The organism is Vreelandella sp. 162(4c) (assembly GCF_058152265.1).
This window is the reverse complement of the sequence record NZ_CM176981.1, coordinates 923,978-941,044: the sequence shown is the minus strand read 5'-3', so window position 1 is coordinate 941,044 and position 17,067 is coordinate 923,978. Positions and strand designations below refer to the sequence as shown.

Sequence of the window (17,067 nt, the reverse complement as noted above, 5' to 3'; positions counted from 1 at the left end):
ACCAAGACGATGAATGGCTTGAAAACATGAAAAATCATCTCAAGGATCTGTTCAACTCGTTGATGTTTGGTCGGCAAGCAACTGGAATAGATGGCGAGCCGCTGCAGACGCAGGTTGATTCCAGCGGTCTGCTCTTTTTTGCCTCTCCCCAGACCATTGCTGAACTTAAGGCAGGTAAGGGCTCGCCTATTGCGCTATTGCAAATGGTTGTGCTGCAGATGCTGCTTGAACAAGGCGATGCCGAGTCGTTGCCAAACGGCTATCTGGTAAGTTCGCGAGTTGCTGCCGCGCTGGATGATGAACAGGCGGATTTGCTGAATCTGCCTGGTCGCTTTACCCATGGCTTTGTCGCGAATGTAAAAGGGCATACCCGAAATCCTGGCTTCAGAGTACAGCTTTTTGCCTCCATTGATGGGCAGGAGTATCCGATCCTAATCAAGGGCCCTTACTTATATGTTGGCCAGAGCCAGCCGTACCGTCTGAATCCGGCTGAACTGTCGGCATTTTCGGCGCTTGCAGTACATAGCAGCCTGTCTCCTGATGAGACCGGTGAAGCCGCAAACCTGCGGTTGATAGCGCAGCTGCAGGCAGCCCGGCGCAGTGGCATGGATCTTGCCCTTGGCGCATTCAGTAATCTCGACGTGGTGGTACCTGAAGGGATTGGTGTTGTGGCAACGCGGATGCCGGATGGCAGCCTTGAGCTTTGTCCTTCACTGGGTGATGGTTCGACTCCGGATCAACTCGACAAGCGCTGGACCCAGTTAGATCTGACCCGCGATGGTGGCGTGTTGAGGGTAGAGGAAAGACTTGTACTGCTGGAGCCGGAGAAGATCGCTGCGGTACGAGAGGTGCTGGGCAGTCGGCTTATACCAGCTAACAAGGTGGAGGAGTTCATCAAGACACCCTCCGCGTTCCTTGATGCTTCTCTGATCAATCTAGATATGGGATTTTCGGTTCGCGTGCTGGGTATTGGCAAAATGCTGCACGTGGACTTCGGCCCACTGGATGACAAGAAACGGGATTGGTTTGCGACTTCATCGCGTCCCCAGCCTCCTGAAGCGTTGCATAAACATGTTACTTGTACTGAAGATCTTTATGCCTTCAAGGAACGCTTGCACGCCGCCCAGCAACAGGGTGCCCAGAGCGTTGAATTTGAAGGAGAGCAGTTTGATATCAGTGAGCCTGCCAATGTCGCCAGTGTCCTTAGGAACATAGAAGCAGACCTTCAGCATAAACCTGTAAAACAGGAACAGGAAGGTAACGACCAGCTCGCAACCGAGCGGGTCACGCTTCTTTTAAAGGATGTGGACGAACTCAACCGTGAATTGCTGACCAAAGCGCAGCAGCAGGACAGAGCGCCGGGAGTCGATGCCTCGAAGCTGCTTCGATCGCCCTACCCGCATCAGGCCGAAGGGATCAGTTGGATGCTTGATCTGTTGCTCAAGGCTTTGGCCGACGATCATGAAAACATGTATCGGTTGCAAGGGGCTTTGCTAGCCGACGATATGGGTCTGGGCAAGACCTTCATGACTCTGGTGATGGTTGCCGAATATCTGGCCATCCAGACGGCGGCGGGTAAAACACAGAAGCCCATATTGGTGGTAGCGCCGCTCAGTTTGCTGGAAAACTGGGAAGACGAGATAAGCAAGACCTTCAAGACTTCTCCGTTCCGGGATGTGAAGGTGCTGCAGGCCGGCAGGGATCTGTCGGAGTTCCGTATCAAGGGCGCCCAACGAGAGTCGCTTCAATTGGCTGATTTGCTGGATGAAAGCGATGCGATGAGCGAAGCGGATATCCGTTACTCGCTACAAATTGGATGGGAAGCCGGTACCCAGCGTCTCGATATGGGTGGCCGGGTAGTGTTGACTACTTACCAGACCTTGCGCGATTACCAGTTTTCACTCTGTGTCATCGATTGGGGGGTGGTGATTTTTGACGAGGCGCAGAATATCAAGAATCCGAATACACTGCAGACCCGCGCGGCAAAGGGGCTGAAGGCGGATTTCAAGCTACTGGCAACCGGCACTCCTGTTGAAAACAGTCTGGGTGATTTCTGGTGTCTAATGGATACGGCTCAGCCGGGTTTACTCGGCAACTGGGCAGAGTTCCGGAGTAAATGGATCACTCCGGTTACTCAGGCTACGGAAGAAACACGGGATCAGATGCGCATCGAGACCGGCTCTTCCCTGCGCGAAGCGGTTGGCCCTTTCATGCTGCGGCGAATCAAAGAGCAGCAGCTTGAAGGCTTGCCGAACAAATATATACGCTCAGGGCTACTCCAGAGCGAAGCTGGGAATCTTCATAGGGCACCCGAACTCGCAGTAGCGATGAAAGGTGGTCAGTTACAGGCTTATGACGGTGTGCTGGATAGTTACCGGCGACAGCGTGTAGAGGAAGATATGCGTGGGCAGGCACTTTCAGCGTTGCAGCAGTTGCGTTCTATCTCGCTGCATCCACGAATGGGTGATACGGGCTTGCTCCGAGTTACCGGAGCAGAAGCTGCTCGCAATGTGATTGCAGAGTCGGCAAAGTTGTCGGTGGTACTGGAGCAGCTTGACCGCATCAAGACTAAAGGGGAGAAGGTGATTCTTTTCATGGTCACCAAACAGCTACAGATAGCGCTCAAGATGTGGCTGAGCCAGATCTATGGTCTGGACATTCACATCATCAACGGCGATACCGCAGCTGTGCAGAAAAAACGGGACGTGCTGACTCGCAAGAAGATGATTGAGCAATTCGAATCAATTGCCGGGTTCAATATTATCATCATGTCACCAATTGCTGCAGGTGTGGGCTTGACGGTGGTAGGCGCCAACCATGTTATCCACGTAGAACGTCACTGGAACCCGGCGAAAGAAGCCCAGGCAACTGATCGAGTGTACCGGATCGGGCAGACAAAGGACGTATACGTTCATTTGCCCGCTGCGCTACATCCGCAGTTCGATTCCTTCGATGTACACCTAGATCGGCTGTTGAGCGGAAAGCTGATGATCAAGGATGCGGTGGTGACGCCGGAGCCTGTGGACGAAAAAAGTATGGTTACATCCATGGGGCTTTGAATCGTAGGAGCTGGGATGGTTAGTCAAGAGTAGTAACTAACTACTAAGGAGGCGTAAGCGATATTCGCCCCCGAATTTGCGTCGCTTGCGATAACACCGCCGCATGTAATAGTGGCGTTAACCAACGCATTGATCGGTGCTCCCCCTGCAGCCTTCGGGCTACCCCCTTTTTTTGGTGTCTCACCGCGAACCAACGATCCCCAGTGCACTGGGGAAAAGCGCTTTCGATGGAGGATCGGCCTATGCCAGCGCGCTCAGGCCCCACAGAAATGCTACCCATGAACTCCAGGGGCCCTAAGGTGTTTGTAAGTATCTTTGGAGACGAAAATACAGACGAAAATTCGCGAACAAAAACTATTACTATGGCATTTCTGCAGGGCTTTAATAGGTCTGTGGAGTTCTATCAAGCTGAATCATCTAACAATCGCAGGCACACGGGCAAAGTCTCTGCTGTGCTTCAACTTTGCCCGTGTTGAGGGTGTTACATCAGCACTACCTAAAAGACCGCTTTTGGCCGATTCTTGCCTTCTAAAGGGAAGTTTGCTGGCTGATCAAGCCATCCCTTTCAGAGCTGAGTAAAGGTCTATTTTCGTGAAGAAAAACTCCCTCTGCTTCACTTGATCGGTAAAGCAGAGGGGAGGGCTGTAACGTGAAGGCTTGTATTGCCAGAGGATAATCTTGCAAATACATATAAAAAATTGCTTATGATCAGAGTTTTTATGCTTATGCGCAATTTTCAGAGACGGGTGATAATGTTGAAGTGCATGCGCATTTTTCTAACGAGCCTTACTAGCAGGAAATGGTATTTACCCCATTTATATCAGTGGATTAGATGATTTTTGGCAAGGTAGGGCTTCCCAGATAAAACTCGCATGCGCATGAAAAAGTTTGTTAAATTACCTGAGAGGTCTTAAGCATGCACGAATGGGATGACGATATCGAGGCGCTTGATATGAGCGCTGCCGAAAAAAATGGCCTGCAGGTTTCTCGAAATTATATAAAGGCAGCGCAAGACGGAGAAATAAGTGATGAACAAATGGGGGCTTATAGCTATGCTAATGAGTTTAATAATTGTTTCGTTAGTCATGATCTGGAACCAGTTTCGAGAGGACCTTGATAAACCGCCACTTCATTCCTTGGCGTTTCACTGGCTTTTGAATCGCTTGCCCCCAAAATAAATACTGTCCTAGCAAGCGCTCATTCAACGTTAATTGCATGATCAGTTCCATAGCTACTCAATGGCCGGTGTATCTCATCACAGATGCGATCACATGAGAGGAAAGCGCTTAACAGTGGCTTTACATACCTCATCTGACGACTCAATATCTCACTCAGGATTCAACTCTGGCGAGTAGGTCGAACATATGCAAACGGTGTGCATTCACTCAACGACTTTTTGCCTGAAAGGTGTATCCTGGCGTTATCGAGCACTACAAAGTGAGAATACAGTTTTTTGCGCACTTAAAACTCGTCAAACGCTTTGATCACCGTCTTAGCTGTCACTGACCTCGTTGTGGTATGGCAGATCATTTTCTAGCAGCTCTGAGCCCCTCAATACGTTCAGCCTGCGGCTACATAAGTAAGCGGTTACATTGTATGCCCGGTGAGACTCCACGCGCAGGGTATCGACTAAGTCATTTTTTCAACGCTCGGCGAAGGTTCATCCTGCTGGCGGCTTCTTCTTCAAAACAAGTCTGCCGGGATCGAGTCTGATGAGGCTATGTTGTCCTGCAGTTGCTGATGATCACGATCGTCCAAGACAGGCGTGAGACCAAGGCAAAGCTTGTCAATCAATTAATCAAGGCCTGACGCTTCCCATTGCTTGAGCCATAGTGATGAGGCATTGCTGCGAAGCTCCGGTATCTCTCTAATGTGGTTCTATGACCTTGATGGCTAAACAAGATGGCATGTGAGCGGCAGCGTAGAGCAGGCTACTACCATGTTCATTAGAGAGAGACAGCGTCAGTGAGGAGCGCAGCGAAACGCTGCAACATGGTTCCAGTAACACAAAAAATCTAAAAAATAACTTAATAATTAATAGATTAAAAATTCCATGATTTTGATGATGCTAAGCTAGCATTACATAATGGCTATCATATGGGCGAGTATCATGAGCACTCAAACGAAAAAAAGCGAAGTCAAAATACTTCATGGCAGTCGGAGCTACGTTCTTCATGAGCTTCAAAAAATTCACTCTGAAAAACTCTTGGCCATTCAGGCAGACCATTTTAAAGCCAGTGAATTTAAGCAATTCGGGGATAATATCAGCAAAATCGTTTTGGCCATGCGAGGTGTTTTTGCTGAAAAAATCGAACAAAAAGCACTATTTCAAATAGTGGAAATCCTTACAAATGTACCGGTAGCAAAGCCACACCTGCTTCAGGAGGTCAGTATGAGCATCAGCGCTCGCAAAGCGGTTATTAACAGTGGGGAATGGCTCTCTGCAGCACAGATAACGGAGTTAGCTGACCCTAGTGCTAGTGACCCCAGTGCACAGCCCAACAGGTGGAAAAAAAAAGGTCAGATCTTTGCCATCAAGCATAATGGTGTAAATTACTATCCAGGCTTTGCACTCGACTCGACTGCAGGCTACCGACCATTAAAAGCAGTGAAGGAAATTATCGATATTTTCAAAAGTACAAAAGGTAGCTGGGAAATGGCCTTTTGGTTCCAATCTAGTAACAGTTGGTTAGGCGGCCTTAAGCCACAAAATTTATTAGCGAACGATGCTCAAAGTGTCATATTTGCGGCCCGCAAAGAGGTCGAAGAGATCGTACATGGATAAACTGGCCAAGCTTGCTGAGCTTAGCCGATACTGCAAAGAGCTATATGTTGCTGACAGGTTCTGCTTTTGGCCGAACAACGACGGCCCAGGATAGGTCGTCGTTTGTCCTTATTAAACTTCAGTCTGTTCTGCCATTTCCAACGCATCATCGACCTCTATCCCTAGATACCTGACGGTGCTTTCCAGCTTTGTGTGACCCAGGAGCAGTTGCACTGCCCTTAAATTTTTCGTTCGACGGTATATCAGCGACGCTTTGGTGCGTCGCATCGTATGCGTACCACATACTGACGCCTCCAGACCTATTTCAGTGACCCATGCTTTCACGATACGGACATACTGGCGTGTTGAAAGATGCTTTGCGCTATTGATGCGGCTGGGAAACAAGAAATCTTCGTTTCTGAGTTGAGCAAGCTGTATCCAATCCATAATAGCAATGCGGGTTTGCTCGGTTATTTCGAACTGGACAGGTCAATGCGTTTTTTGCTGCATCACCATGGCTCGTGGTGATATGGACGTACCATGGGCTATATCTCATACTCGTAAATTGACAAGGTCGCAGCCTCGTAATTTGCTATCGATGGCTAAATTGAAGAGGGCAAGGTCTCTCGTCTTTTTGGCAAGCTGTAGGCGCACACGTATGTCCCAGATATCTCGAAGGCGCAGAGGCGCCTTCTGCCCAACCAACTTGCCTTTATTCCAAGGTGTAAATGAGATTTCAGTTGGAACGTTCATGGCATGATCCTCCATCGGGTGGAGGTCAAAGAATGGGTTGCCTCAGATGTCATGGCAAACAACCCATAAAGGAAAAAGTTGAGATCAAAATGTTCGGGCTAATGCACGTGAGGATAATATCCATAGTGAACATGAACAACTGAGTGATTTATCTTCGAGTAGATATTGTTACTTAATAGCAATCATCCTAAGTCGTAAAGCATTGCCAATCACGCTCACTGAAGAGAGTGACATCGCCGCCGCCGCGATAATCGGTGATAACAGCATACCTGTGAAGGGGTACAAAATCCCTGCGGCAATGGGGATGCCTGCCGCGTTGTAAGCAAAGGCAAAAAAGAGATTTTGGCGAATATTACGCATGGTGGCTTTTGAGAGCTTATGCGCCGTGGCAATACCGGTAAGATCTCCTCGCAGTAGAGTAACCCCAGCGCTTTCTATCGCCACATCGGTGCCGGTTCCCATGGCAATGCCGACATCCGCTGTAGCCAGCGCAGGTGCATCGTTCACGCCGTCGCCGGCCATGACAACAATGCGCCCTTCATCACGGAGACGCTGAATCACTCGGCCTTTATCCTCTGGAAGCACTTCAGCTTCGACCTCATCAATGCCTAGCCGACGTGCCACAGCGTTGGCGGAGGTGCGATTATCGCCTGTCAGCATCACCACTCGAATGCCGTCAGCCTGGAGTGAACGAATGGCTTCTTCGGTGGTTTCCTTGACCGGATCGGCAATGGCGAGCAGCCCAGCTAAATTCCCGTCGATGCTCGCAAAGATGACAGTAGCACCGTCGCTGCGCAATTGATCGGCATGTGTGTCTTGAGACTGGGTGTTAACGCCCTCGCTTTCCATCAATAGCCGGTTGCCCAGGGCAATACGCTTGCCATCTATCTGGCCTATAACGCCCATGCCATTGGGAGCCTCGAAGTCCAACGCTTCTGTTAATTTTACCTCTGCCTCTTTAGCCTTTTCGACTATTGCATGGGCCAAGGGGTGCTCGCTGCCTCGCTCAAGACTAGCTGCCAAGCGCAAAAGCTCCGATTCAGCAATGCCTTCAGTGAGAATCAACTCGGTCACTCGTGGTTTGCCTTCGGTAAGCGTGCCGGTTTTGTCGACGACGACGGTGTCGACCTTCTCTAGACGTTCAAGAGCTTCGGCATCGCGAATCAACACGCCTAACTGGGCACCGCGCCCTACACCGACCATAATTGACATGGGGGTAGCAAGACCTAGCGCGCACGGGCAGGCAATGATCAGAACACTAACCGCCGCAATAAGGCCAAACGCCATCGGCGGGGTAGGGCCCCACAATGACCAGGCGATGAAAGCCACAACAGCAATGAGAATAACGACGGGTACAAAGATGCTGGCGACTTTGTCGGCAAGCCCTTGAATGGGTGCGCGGCTGCGCTGGGCGCTGGCGACCATTTGCACAATCTGCGACAGCATCGTGTCCTGGCCCACCTTGTCAGCGCGCATGACAAAGGATCCTTGACCATTGATGCTGCCGCCAATGACGCCATCGCCGACTTCCTTTTTCACCGCTAGTGGTTCACCGGTAACCATGGATTCGTCAACGTTGGAGCGACCTTCCATCACTTCGCCATCTAATGGCACCTTATCGCCGGGGCGCACCCGGAGACGATCCCCTACCTGAACCTGGTCAAGAGAGATATCTTCCTCATTGCCCTGATCATCAAGGCGTCGAGCGGTAGCAGGCGCCAAGTCGAGCAGAGCACGAATAGCGCCAGAGGTTTTTTCACGAGCGCGTAGCTCTAATACTTGTCCCAGTAAAACTAAAACGACAATCACTGCCGCTGCTTCGAAATAAACGGCCACCGAACCATCGGCTTGACGGAAGGCGTCGGGAAAGATGCCCGGTGTGAGGGTGGCCAGCAAACTGTAGAGCAACGCGGTGCCGGTACCGATCGCGATTAGCGTGAACATATTAAGGCTGCGATGCACTAGCGAACGCCATCCGCGTACAAAGAATGGCCAACCTGCCCAGACGACTACCGGCGTTGCCAGCAGCAGTTGAATCCAGTTAGAGGTTTGCTGGGAAATAAAATGCATAAGGCCAAACACGTGGCCACCCATTTCTAGGGCAAACACGGGGAGGGTCAGTACTAGGCCGATCCAGAAACGCCTGGTCATGTCCTTGAGTTCGTCCGAAGGGCCGGTGTCAGCAGAGACGGTCTCAGGTTCCAGCGCCATGCCACAGATTGGACAGTCGCCTGGGCCTTCTCGTCGAACTTCTGGGTGCATCGGGCAAGTATAAATAGACCCCGAGGGTACTGACGCTTGTGACTGTTTGCTTGGCTCAAGATACGCATCAGGCTTGGCAATAAACTTTTCCTGACACTTTTCTGAGCAGAAGTACCAAGTCTTACCCGCGTGATCGGCACGGTGGCGGGAGGTATGGGGATCAACGTCCATGCCACAAACAGGGTCTTTCACCTTTGTCTCGTTATGGTCTTCAGACATCGTTCATTCTCCCCGTTTGGCGAACAAGGCGCATGGCTTCGTGCTCTTCAAGTGCTAAAAGGGAATCTAAGAGCTCTTTAGCCTCAGGAATTTCCGCTTTGCCAACGAGGGTTCGATAAAGGTTTATCGTTTGTTCATGGAAATCAAAAACCTCTCGGCAAATGTCGTCAACACTTAGCGTGGAATAGGGCGCATCGCAGGTACGATGCGTACGGATAGGTTTATGCTCCAAATAGTCATAAACGTAGGTTTTTAATGCTTTCGCGTCAGCAGTCTGTTCAAAGCGCGCCACAACGCGCTGCATTTCCGCTTCCTGTGCAGCTAAGTAATTGAGCAACATGCGAGCGCGCTCTTCTTCGTGTATATCGGCGCAATGAGCAAGGCAAGCTGCAAGATGCTCGTGTAACTGACGGGTCCAATCGATCAATTCACCAAAGGTTCTAACGTCCATTTGGTACCTCCTATAACGCTATTAACGTTAATGAGTGTGAGAGTGCTCGCTATCGTTTGAAGCGTCGCGTTTGGATAGGAAAATCCATTCGCCGAGTAAAAGAGTAGCCATTACTACGCCAGCAACGATGAGCACCATGGGGTCCGAGATGGCTTTTACCCATAAAAAGCCGATTAACACGACAGCATCTAGTAGTATGGCAATGCTAGGAATAACAGGATTAGCCCCCACTCTGTCCTTGAGATGACGAAGCACACCCCAGTGGATGGCCATATCCATGATCAGGTAGAAAATGATGCCTAATGCTGCGATGCGGCTCAGGTCAAAAAAAGCGGTGAGCACTAAGCCAAATACGATGGTGTACACCAGTGTATGCTTTTGTACACTGCCGGGCATGTGGAAATGGCGGTGAGGAACCAGCTTCATTTCTGTCAGCATGGCGAGCATGCGTGAAACGGCAAAGACGCTGGCGATGATACCGCCCGCCGTTGCCAACATGGCGAGAATGACGGTAAACGCAACTGCCGCTTCACCCAGTGCGGGACGGGCAGCGGCGGCCAGGGAGTAGTCTTGGGTTTCGATAATTTCAGGCAAAGATAGGTTGCTGGCAACGGCAAAACCGACAAGGGCATAGATCACCACGCATAGCGCAATCGAGATCGTGATAGCTTTGCCAAGATTCCGCTTAGGATCTTTAAGCTCCGAACCACTATTGGTAATCGTCGTGAAGCCTTTAAATGCCAGTATGCCGAGCGCCGTAGCACCTAAAAAGCCCGTTATCGTAGGCGTAGGTGCATCGTTGCCAGCACCCATTTCGATGGAGTCGGCAATAAACACGCCGACAATACCAAACACTATAATGCCACCTATTTTGATAAATCCGAGCACCGAGGCGACGGTCTCGATCAAGCGGTTGGCGGATAAATTGATCAAAAAGGCTATTAGCAGTAAACCAACCCCGAGTAGGGGCACAAATAGTGAACGATCCCCCAGGTCAAACAACTCAAGCGTGTAGGAACCAAACGTTCTCGCCAAAAAACTCTGTGCGATCACCATGGAAAAATACATCAGGAGGGCATGAAAGGCGGTGGGAAGCGTCGGGCCATACGCTTTCTGTAAATACATGCCAATCCCACCTGCTGATGGGAAGGTATTGGACATTTTAACGTAAGAATAAGCGCTGAAAGAGACAATGACGGCAGCGGCCAGAAAGGCTAGAGGAAATAGCCGACCAGTCATTTCGGCCATTTGGCCGGTTAGCGCAAAAATACCGGCCCCAATCATCACGCCGGTGCCTAATGCAACGGCACCGACCAACGAAAGACTGTTTTCTTTATATTGTGGCGTTCTATCCTGCCCAACCATGAAAGCGACTCCTTGTATTAACGGCAACCACAGCAGCAATAACTGCCGAGGACTCCTGTGCGGTGTTTTTTGATGCTATATAAATTAAATATAGAACCTATGTGCAGCCACATGGCAAATGACTAACGGAAGGTCTGATTTTGCGAGGCCACAGGCAAGCAGCTCTTACCCTAAACTAGCTAGTCTTGCTCCTGGTTGTGTCATGTAGCCGTTATGACTATTAATGACAGCTCCAAGGTTCCTGTTTAGCGTTGTCTTTAACGTTCTGATCGACGAAACGGTAATACTCCTTCTTAAAGCGGTTCCACCGATCAGCGCTGACCTGTATGTCATGGAGCTTGAGAATTTTTTCAACGTCATCGATGCAGAGCCTCAGCGCATCGTAAGCAAGGCTGATATTTCGGTTTTTCTCGTTGTAGACCACCTTATCCATTCCATAGAGTCGGTCGATATCTGACAGCGCTTCTTCAATGCGTTTGGATTTACTAGGCTTGATTTTTAAATTCCGAGTCACCAGTGTGTTTTTGGAAACACCCAAGCGGTGCTCTTGTTGTGTCGTTTTCATGGTCTTTCTCCCAGGCGCGTACATGTATATATAGAGTGGTTCAGTCCTTGTCTATTTTGTCCTTATGACCGCCGTGGTGTTTATGCATGAAAATATGCATCAGTGGGCATGCTGCCAAAAAGAGGAAAGGTAAGAACTGAAATAGGTGGAGACGGTGCTCGGTTCCAATCAGGTATCCCGCCCAAATGACAAACCCAGCAAGTGGCACCCACAACATCAGCAAACGACTACTTGTACTGTTACTCATAATCACCTCAGTAACTCGCCCAAAGAGCCAACAGCAGTTAAGGCCGTTGGTTTGGGAAAAATCAAATAAATAACCCCAATAACAGCATGGATGATTTGTCTGAACGCAACCTGAACAGCATCGGAGGGAAATATGATCCTGATCAAGCGCCTCGCAAAAAGTAGGCGATAATTACCCAAGCGGTATCCATAGCCTCATTCCCATCATCATTAGGTTTTCGGTGAGCGATACAAAGCTTAATGGGTATTACTGTTGCCGACACAGGCGCACTTGAGCTCACGTTTATCGAGGTATATCGCTTTAAAGACAGAACCTGTCACACGGTGCCAACGAATAGCGCCAGTGGCGCAGCCAGCCAGATAAGCGTATCGGCCAGCAATTAGTAGCTTCGGAAGTATCTAGGCGTGAAGGTAAACGTAACTGAAGGGGACTTGGCGCTGGGCGTGCAGGTCATAGTTGAGAAACATGGCGCTAAAGCTCGCTACGCCCTGCAGCTTTTGCAGACCCGGGGGTATGATCGCTGTGGCTACGGCATACTCTAGCACGCGTGCAGTGAATATTATGCACTGAACCTCCCAACTGGCAGAAAAATCGATGAGTAACGCAGTGGCAAAAATTGCCAGCACAGGGCGATAGGTGGTCGCATTAGGGTCTGAAACGCTAACTCCCAGGTGCTCATGAAGCTCTTCATAGCCGCCAATACGTTCATAGCCCAGATATCCCTGGGAAATCGTATCGACATGTTCCTGCTCTGTAAACGCGTCAATCTCTTATCGCGAAGTCAGCAGGTTTACGTTCACCTAAGGCCCATGTGCACGAGCAGGTCAACGATCTACAAGCCAAACGGACATATGTACTCTCCTGTTTGCAACCATAAGCGCGAGCGCTGGAGTGGGTCGTTGTCACCGTTATGAACCTCTTAGTTGTTTATTAACACTATATTGCTTACCTAACATAATAATCTAACTCCCTTCCACAGCCTTCAGATCAAATATGTGGCGCGACGAAAACTTTATTGTGAAGTGAGCCAGTCAATCTTACTAAGCCTGAAGGCGCCTCAGTCGTTAGGTAATAAGTTTATTTTATATGAAATTTGTTAACTTCCATGTCTCAACATAAACATTTGAGATTCGCTAAAGTGTATATTTATTCGCTGACAATGCGAAGTTGGTTTTCTAAGTAAGGGCTAGCATTCGCCGGGAGCAGGTTTGTCGGAGTTAAAAGGACCAAGAGGTTGTTTTCTACTTAATAACACAAGTGGGCGGTTGAGACGGTAGCTAACAGTGTGGTGACCCATAAGGTGACTAAGAAAATTTGTTATAGGGCATAGACACTATTATTTACTCTGGGGGTATTCCAGTTTGTATTGGAAAGGGGTTCTCAATACTTTCGTCTGCTTGGTGACGCCTTTGCTCTTGTGTCCATAATATCTTGAGATAATTCACCACATCTCGTATCTCGCTGGGAGCCAAAACTTCCTGATACGCTGGCATCGTTAGCCTATCGGTTTTATTCCAGGGGTCGCGCCAACCCTCGGCAATAATTCGGTAGAGCATGGCATCAGAGTGTTTCCAGGTATGGCCCTCTGGCCCATGTGGTGGAGCAGGTAACTCGCCTAGAGCATTTTGCTCTTCCCAGTTGGGCATGCCTTCGCCTTGTGTACCGTGGCAACTAGCACAGTATTGTCGGTAAACTCTTTTTCCGTCTTCCAGCTGAGGAGTATCGCTTGAAAAAGGACGGTCCTCAGCCATGGCGTGCCCCACAACCATTAGCGTCAGCCATGAGGCAGTGAAAAAACAGTGCTTACGCATCGGGATAAGTCCAGGATTGGCCTTCGTCTTCACTGTGTAGAAGTTCCCCTTTCTGGTTTAAACCATAGAGAGTGTCTTTGGCGGAGAGTGTGAGTGCAACGAGCTCTGTGCCGTCACCAGCTACTTGTTGCCACTCTTGACCACCCGTTTCACTACGCCATAGTCCTTGCTGTGTAACCACATAGACTCGCTTTGGGTTGCCAAGGCTATAAGCCACATCATAGACGCTGCCAGCATCAAGTGCTCCGGTCGGTCTCCAACCGCAAAAGCAGTCCATCGATAGACGCACCGCATCGTCCGATACCCCGTAGAGCCAGCCGGTCTGCATGCTGCCTTCCATGTCAGAGTGGACGAGTCGGTTAATCTTTTGTGAAGGACCACTGTCCATTTTTTTCCAGGTGGTGCCAGCATCCTCGCTTTGGTAGATGCCGTCTTCTTCAATTACCGCATAAAGTGTTTCGTTCTGACGGCGATGTACAGCTAGCGCAGTAACCTCTCGGCTAGGTAGGTTAGCGCTAAGCTCTTGCCAGGTTTCTCCATTGTCGGTGCTACGCTGCACCCCGATTGAGGGGCCTGCGATATAGAGCGCTTGCGGATCAGTGGAGGGGACCGATACCGCGCGCAACTGGCCTTCATTCACGTCTTCGGGCAAGGGAATCGCATTCCAGGTCATGCCTTCATCGGCACGCTGGAATAGTTGGTTAGCCTCAATTTTAAACAGTCGTTTGCCTGTTACGTCATATTGCAGTGCAAGCAACCCTTCTTCAGTTGCCAAGGCCGTAATGGCGCTGCCAAAGCTGACTGCGGCCAAGCCTGTCAGTAAGAAGACACGTAAAAAACGACTCACGATCATGTGCATTTCAATATTTCCTTAAATAACGATTAGCCGATAACACCTAGGGCAGGGAAAGTACGCAATAACCAATATGACAGCTCGGATAGTTTGCCTGTGATCATTAAGCTACCCATCAGAATCATGATCAACCCAGCCGCTATATGTATGAAATGCCCCCAGCGACGCAGGAATTTCTGGTGCTTTATGAAGCGATCGAGCGAAATAGCACTCAGCATGAAGGGCACACCCAGACCCAAAGAATAAACGCCGAGCAACGCCATGCCGCTCCAGGCGTTGGCCGTGGAAGCGCTGACGGTAAGAATGGCACCCAAAATCGGGCCAATGCAGGGGGTCCAGCCAAATGCAAACGCTAAACCAAGCAGATAAGCCGCACTGCGGCTTCCGCCGACGTCCTTCAGTCGACCCATAAACCGCCATTCTTGCTGAAACCAGCGCCACGGCATGAGCCCGGTCATGAAGGCACCAAACAGGATGACGATAAGGCCACCGACTAGGTTTGCTTCTTGGCGATACACCAACAGCAGACGACCAATGGCTGTGGCACTGGCTCCCAGCATCAAAAAAACGGTTGAAAAACCGAGCACGAACCACATTGACTGGGTTAATACCCGAAGACGCTCTCGTCTATCCGCTTCCTGTAGTTGTCCGAGCGAGCGGCCGGTCATGAATGAAAGATAGCCAGGCACAAGTGGCAAAACACAGGGCGAAATAAACGAGATCAGGCCTGCCAGAAAGGCAGTGGCAAGTCCTATATTGGCTACTTCAAGCATTATCCTTTACCTATGCTAGGCTTGGAATTTTGACGAGGACTGCTTGATTGACTCGCTTTGATCTACTATTTGGTGAGTGGTGGGCGCTGTGTCGGCATTCACTTCTGAAGCGTCTTCTACCTGGGCCTGAACATTGGTAGCGTCGCTTTGCTCGGTCGCTTCACCTTTTTTGTCTTTGCACTTCATTATGCATAGGCCTAATCCGCACATAATGAGACATGGCAATAGGCTCAATAGAATAGGCGCGATGCCGAGCAAGACCAGGTTATCCCAGCCAAAAGCAAGGCCGCCAGCCACTGCCACGCCACCCAGCAACATCAGGCCGCGAGGCCCTGTCAACAGGCCTTGTAGCCCCGATTTTTGTTTGCTCTGTTGGGTTTTGTCGTCACAACAACTCATGGTGCTACCTCATTATCTGGTTGCAATCATTTCGGTAAGAAAGTCGATCATGTCTTGAGTGTTCCACTCGGCTTCCCCCACGAGGCGCCCAATTTCTTTGCCTTGGCGGTCAAGTAGCAGCGTCGTGGGAATACCTACAGCCCCAAGATCTGCACTAGCCATCCCGGTTTTATCTATATAGGGAGCCAGATGCTCAATGCCTATCTCTTGATAAAATTCATTAACAATCTCGATCCCCTTACGGTCGATCGATAAGGCGACCACTTCAAAATTATCGCTGCCAAGCTCAGCCTGGAGGGCATCTAAAGTGGGCATTTCCTCTCGACAAGGCCCACACCATGTTGCCCAGATGTTGAGTAAAATCAGTTTTCCTTCAAAGTCAGCCAACGTTAAAGGGGTGCCGCCGCTATCCTCGAAACTGATTTCCGATACGTCGTTGGGGGTGGCCCAGAGAAGAAACCCTTGTGGCCCTGAGCTTTCTGACGGGGCGGCCATGGCAAGGGATGTGGCAGTCATCAGAAATACGGCTACGAGATATCCTGCCAGGATGGGTAGTTTCATCGCCACACTATCCCTTAGTGAGTCGCGTAAATGTCGGGGCTATCGGTCGGTTGCGAGGCTATGGCATAGACCTCGAGCGGGCCGCGTTTTTCTCCCGACATGCCCGGTGAGCCAAGCGGCATTCCCGGCACACTCAGCCCTATGATAGAGGGCTTTTCATCAAGCACTTGGGTCACACTCTCAACAGGCACATGCCCTTCGAAGAGATAGTCTCCTACGACCGTGGTATGGCAGCCATGCAGTTCTTCAGGGACGTTATACTCGGCTTTCATTTCCACTAGATCATGGGTGTCGACCGTCTCCACGTCGAAGCCGTTTTGTTCCAAATATTTGGCATATTCGGCACAACACCCGCAATTGGGATTTTTGTAGAGGGTCGCTGATATATCAGCCGCCAATCCCGATACGGGAAAAGCCAGCAAAGACGTAACAGCTAACGCTTGCCAATGTTTCATATATTGAGTGTCCGGTTAGTTAACAGGGCGGAAGGTCTCATTGACGCTGCCCGCATAAGAAAAAGGTTGCTTGCGTACAAGCAACCCCATCCGAGTCGTTTCAAGCGTCGTCGTTCTCATGCTGCATGTTTTCCATCATGGCGTTACATTTTTCCATCACGGATTTCATATCGCCCATCATGTCGTGCATACCACCTTCTTGCATCATATTGCTATGCATGTCATTGCCCTCCATCGGCTCCTGCTGATTCTCTTCTTGGGCAAGAAGCGAGCTAGCTCCGAAGCTACTGGCAGCAACAATGGCGGTAAACAGGATCGCAGTATTACGTTTACGCATGACACTCTCCTCCGTGTGTGAATCACTCTGCCAAACGAGCTGGTGGTAGGACTTGATTACGGTTTTTACCTTGTGGCAGAGGTGCTTTTGTAAGATATCCTTAAAGCAGACTTTAAGGTCAAGGCCTCATTTTAAATTTCGATGTACAACCGAAAGGTTTGCCATAAACGCTCAATTGAAGACTTGACCTTTG

17 protein-coding genes are annotated in these 17,067 nt (G+C 50.0%); 3 read left to right on the top strand and 14 right to left on the bottom strand.

The window, feature by feature from the left end:
• Positions 1–26 precede the first annotated feature (26 nt).
• From AC4EYZ_RS04200 to AC4EYZ_RS04190, 3 genes are all read left to right on the top strand, one after another.
• A complete protein-coding gene (locus AC4EYZ_RS04200; protein ID WP_427768873.1) occupies positions 27–3,059 on the top strand; it encodes a DEAD/DEAH box helicase in 3,033 nt (1,010 codons plus the stop codon).
• Between the two features lie 916 nt (positions 3,060–3,975).
• Positions 3,976–4,176 (top strand): hypothetical protein, encoded by a 201-nt coding sequence (locus tag AC4EYZ_RS04195; RefSeq protein WP_092490835.1) that lies wholly within the window; start codon positions 3,976–3,978, stop codon positions 4,174–4,176.
• Positions 4,177–5,169: 993 nt separating this feature from the next.
• On the top strand, positions 5,170–5,844 hold the full coding sequence (locus AC4EYZ_RS04190) for a hypothetical protein (RefSeq protein ID WP_050713461.1): 675 nt from the start codon (positions 5,170–5,172) through the stop codon (positions 5,842–5,844).
• 111 nt (positions 5,845–5,955) lie between these two features.
• Here the strand turns inward: AC4EYZ_RS04190 and AC4EYZ_RS04185 are convergent, their stop codons facing one another.
• From AC4EYZ_RS04185 to AC4EYZ_RS04120, 14 genes are all read right to left on the bottom strand, one after another.
• Positions 5,956–6,297, bottom strand: coding sequence for a tyrosine-type recombinase/integrase (locus tag AC4EYZ_RS04185; RefSeq protein WP_269449327.1), 342 nt, complete (start codon positions 6,295–6,297; stop codon positions 5,956–5,958).
• Positions 6,298–6,375: 78 nt separating this feature from the next.
• Positions 6,376–6,576: a site-specific integrase gene (locus AC4EYZ_RS04180; protein ID WP_092490836.1), complete on the bottom strand. Its 201-nt coding sequence runs from the start codon at positions 6,574–6,576 to the stop codon at positions 6,376–6,378.
• 168 nt (positions 6,577–6,744) lie between these two features.
• Positions 6,745–9,057 carry a heavy metal translocating P-type ATPase gene (locus AC4EYZ_RS04175; protein WP_008958466.1) on the bottom strand — a complete coding sequence of 771 codons (2,313 nt, stop codon included), beginning with the start codon at positions 9,055–9,057 and terminating at the stop codon, positions 6,745–6,747.
• A complete protein-coding gene (locus AC4EYZ_RS04170) occupies positions 9,050–9,508 on the bottom strand; it encodes a hypothetical protein (protein ID WP_008958467.1) in 459 nt (152 codons plus the stop codon). The genes AC4EYZ_RS04175 and AC4EYZ_RS04170 overlap by 8 nt, the downstream gene beginning before the upstream one ends.
• Positions 9,509–9,535: 27 nt before the next feature.
• A complete protein-coding gene (locus tag AC4EYZ_RS04165) occupies positions 9,536–10,873 on the bottom strand; it encodes an APC family permease (protein ID WP_008958468.1) in 1,338 nt (445 codons plus the stop codon).
• Positions 10,874–11,093: 220 nt separating this feature from the next.
• Positions 11,094–11,438: a hypothetical protein gene (locus tag AC4EYZ_RS04160; protein ID WP_022522184.1), complete on the bottom strand. Its 345-nt coding sequence runs from the start codon at positions 11,436–11,438 to the stop codon at positions 11,094–11,096.
• A 40-nt stretch (positions 11,439–11,478) separates the two neighbouring features.
• Positions 11,479–11,655 (bottom strand): DUF2933 domain-containing protein, encoded by a 177-nt coding sequence (locus AC4EYZ_RS04155; RefSeq protein WP_008958470.1) that lies wholly within the window; start codon positions 11,653–11,655, stop codon positions 11,479–11,481.
• Positions 11,656–13,025: 1,370 nt separating this feature from the next.
• Entirely contained in the window at positions 13,026–13,436 is a 411-nt protein-coding gene (locus AC4EYZ_RS04150) for a c-type cytochrome (RefSeq protein WP_223828032.1), read from the bottom strand.
• A gap of 52 nt (positions 13,437–13,488) precedes the next feature.
• On the bottom strand, positions 13,489–14,355 hold the full coding sequence (locus AC4EYZ_RS04145; protein WP_008958473.1) for a WD40/YVTN/BNR-like repeat-containing protein: 867 nt from the start codon (positions 14,353–14,355) through the stop codon (positions 13,489–13,491).
• Positions 14,356–14,378: 23 nt separating this feature from the next.
• On the bottom strand, positions 14,379–15,122 hold the full coding sequence (locus AC4EYZ_RS04140; RefSeq protein WP_008958474.1) for a cytochrome c biogenesis CcdA family protein: 744 nt from the start codon (positions 15,120–15,122) through the stop codon (positions 14,379–14,381).
• A gap of 15 nt (positions 15,123–15,137) precedes the next feature.
• Positions 15,138–15,521, bottom strand: coding sequence for a hypothetical protein (locus tag AC4EYZ_RS04135; protein ID WP_008958475.1), 384 nt, complete (start codon positions 15,519–15,521; stop codon positions 15,138–15,140).
• A 12-nt stretch (positions 15,522–15,533) separates the two neighbouring features.
• Positions 15,534–16,082, bottom strand: a complete 549-nt coding sequence (locus AC4EYZ_RS04130) for a TlpA family protein disulfide reductase (protein WP_008958476.1) — start codon at positions 16,080–16,082, stop codon at positions 15,534–15,536.
• A 14-nt stretch (positions 16,083–16,096) separates the two neighbouring features.
• Positions 16,097–16,537, bottom strand: a complete 441-nt coding sequence (locus AC4EYZ_RS04125; protein WP_008958477.1) for a DUF411 domain-containing protein — start codon at positions 16,535–16,537, stop codon at positions 16,097–16,099.
• Between the two features lie 100 nt (positions 16,538–16,637).
• Entirely contained in the window at positions 16,638–16,874 is a 237-nt protein-coding gene (locus AC4EYZ_RS04120) for a hypothetical protein (RefSeq protein ID WP_190374062.1), read from the bottom strand.
• Positions 16,875–17,067: the final 193 nt, after the last annotated feature.

What these genes read in the sequence shown, in the direction of transcription:
- AC4EYZ_RS04150 (WP_223828032.1), bottom strand. Translation starts at nt 13,436, where the DNA reads ATGGCTGAGGACCGTCCTTTTTCAAGCGATACTCCTCAGCTGGAAGAC.
- AC4EYZ_RS04180 (WP_092490836.1), bottom strand. Translation starts at nt 6,576, where the DNA reads ATGAACGTTCCAACTGAAATCTCATTTACACCTTGGAATAAAGGCAAG.
- AC4EYZ_RS04190 (WP_050713461.1), top strand. Translation starts at nt 5,170, where the DNA reads ATGAGCACTCAAACGAAAAAAAGCGAAGTCAAAATACTTCATGGCAGT.
- AC4EYZ_RS04120 (WP_190374062.1), bottom strand. Translation starts at nt 16,874, where the DNA reads ATGCGTAAACGTAATACTGCGATCCTGTTTACCGCCATTGTTGCTGCC.
- AC4EYZ_RS04200 (WP_427768873.1), top strand. Translation starts at nt 27, where the DNA reads ATGAAAAATCATCTCAAGGATCTGTTCAACTCGTTGATGTTTGGTCGG.
- AC4EYZ_RS04135 (WP_008958475.1), bottom strand. Translation starts at nt 15,521, where the DNA reads ATGAGTTGTTGTGACGACAAAACCCAACAGAGCAAACAAAAATCGGGG.
- AC4EYZ_RS04130 (WP_008958476.1), bottom strand. Translation starts at nt 16,082, where the DNA reads ATGAAACTACCCATCCTGGCAGGATATCTCGTAGCCGTATTTCTGATG.
- AC4EYZ_RS04170 (WP_008958467.1), bottom strand. Translation starts at nt 9,508, where the DNA reads ATGGACGTTAGAACCTTTGGTGAATTGATCGATTGGACCCGTCAGTTA.
- AC4EYZ_RS04145 (WP_008958473.1), bottom strand. Translation starts at nt 14,355, where the DNA reads ATGCACATGATCGTGAGTCGTTTTTTACGTGTCTTCTTACTGACAGGC.
- AC4EYZ_RS04155 (WP_008958470.1), bottom strand. Translation starts at nt 11,655, where the DNA reads ATGTTGTGGGTGCCACTTGCTGGGTTTGTCATTTGGGCGGGATACCTG.
- AC4EYZ_RS04140 (WP_008958474.1), bottom strand. Translation starts at nt 15,122, where the DNA reads ATGCTTGAAGTAGCCAATATAGGACTTGCCACTGCCTTTCTGGCAGGC.
- AC4EYZ_RS04175 (WP_008958466.1), bottom strand. Translation starts at nt 9,057, where the DNA reads ATGTCTGAAGACCATAACGAGACAAAGGTGAAAGACCCTGTTTGTGGC.
- AC4EYZ_RS04125 (WP_008958477.1), bottom strand. Translation starts at nt 16,537, where the DNA reads ATGAAACATTGGCAAGCGTTAGCTGTTACGTCTTTGCTGGCTTTTCCC.
- AC4EYZ_RS04165 (WP_008958468.1), bottom strand. Translation starts at nt 10,873, where the DNA reads ATGGTTGGGCAGGATAGAACGCCACAATATAAAGAAAACAGTCTTTCG.
- AC4EYZ_RS04160 (WP_022522184.1), bottom strand. Translation starts at nt 11,438, where the DNA reads ATGAAAACGACACAACAAGAGCACCGCTTGGGTGTTTCCAAAAACACA.
- AC4EYZ_RS04195 (WP_092490835.1), top strand. Translation starts at nt 3,976, where the DNA reads ATGCACGAATGGGATGACGATATCGAGGCGCTTGATATGAGCGCTGCC.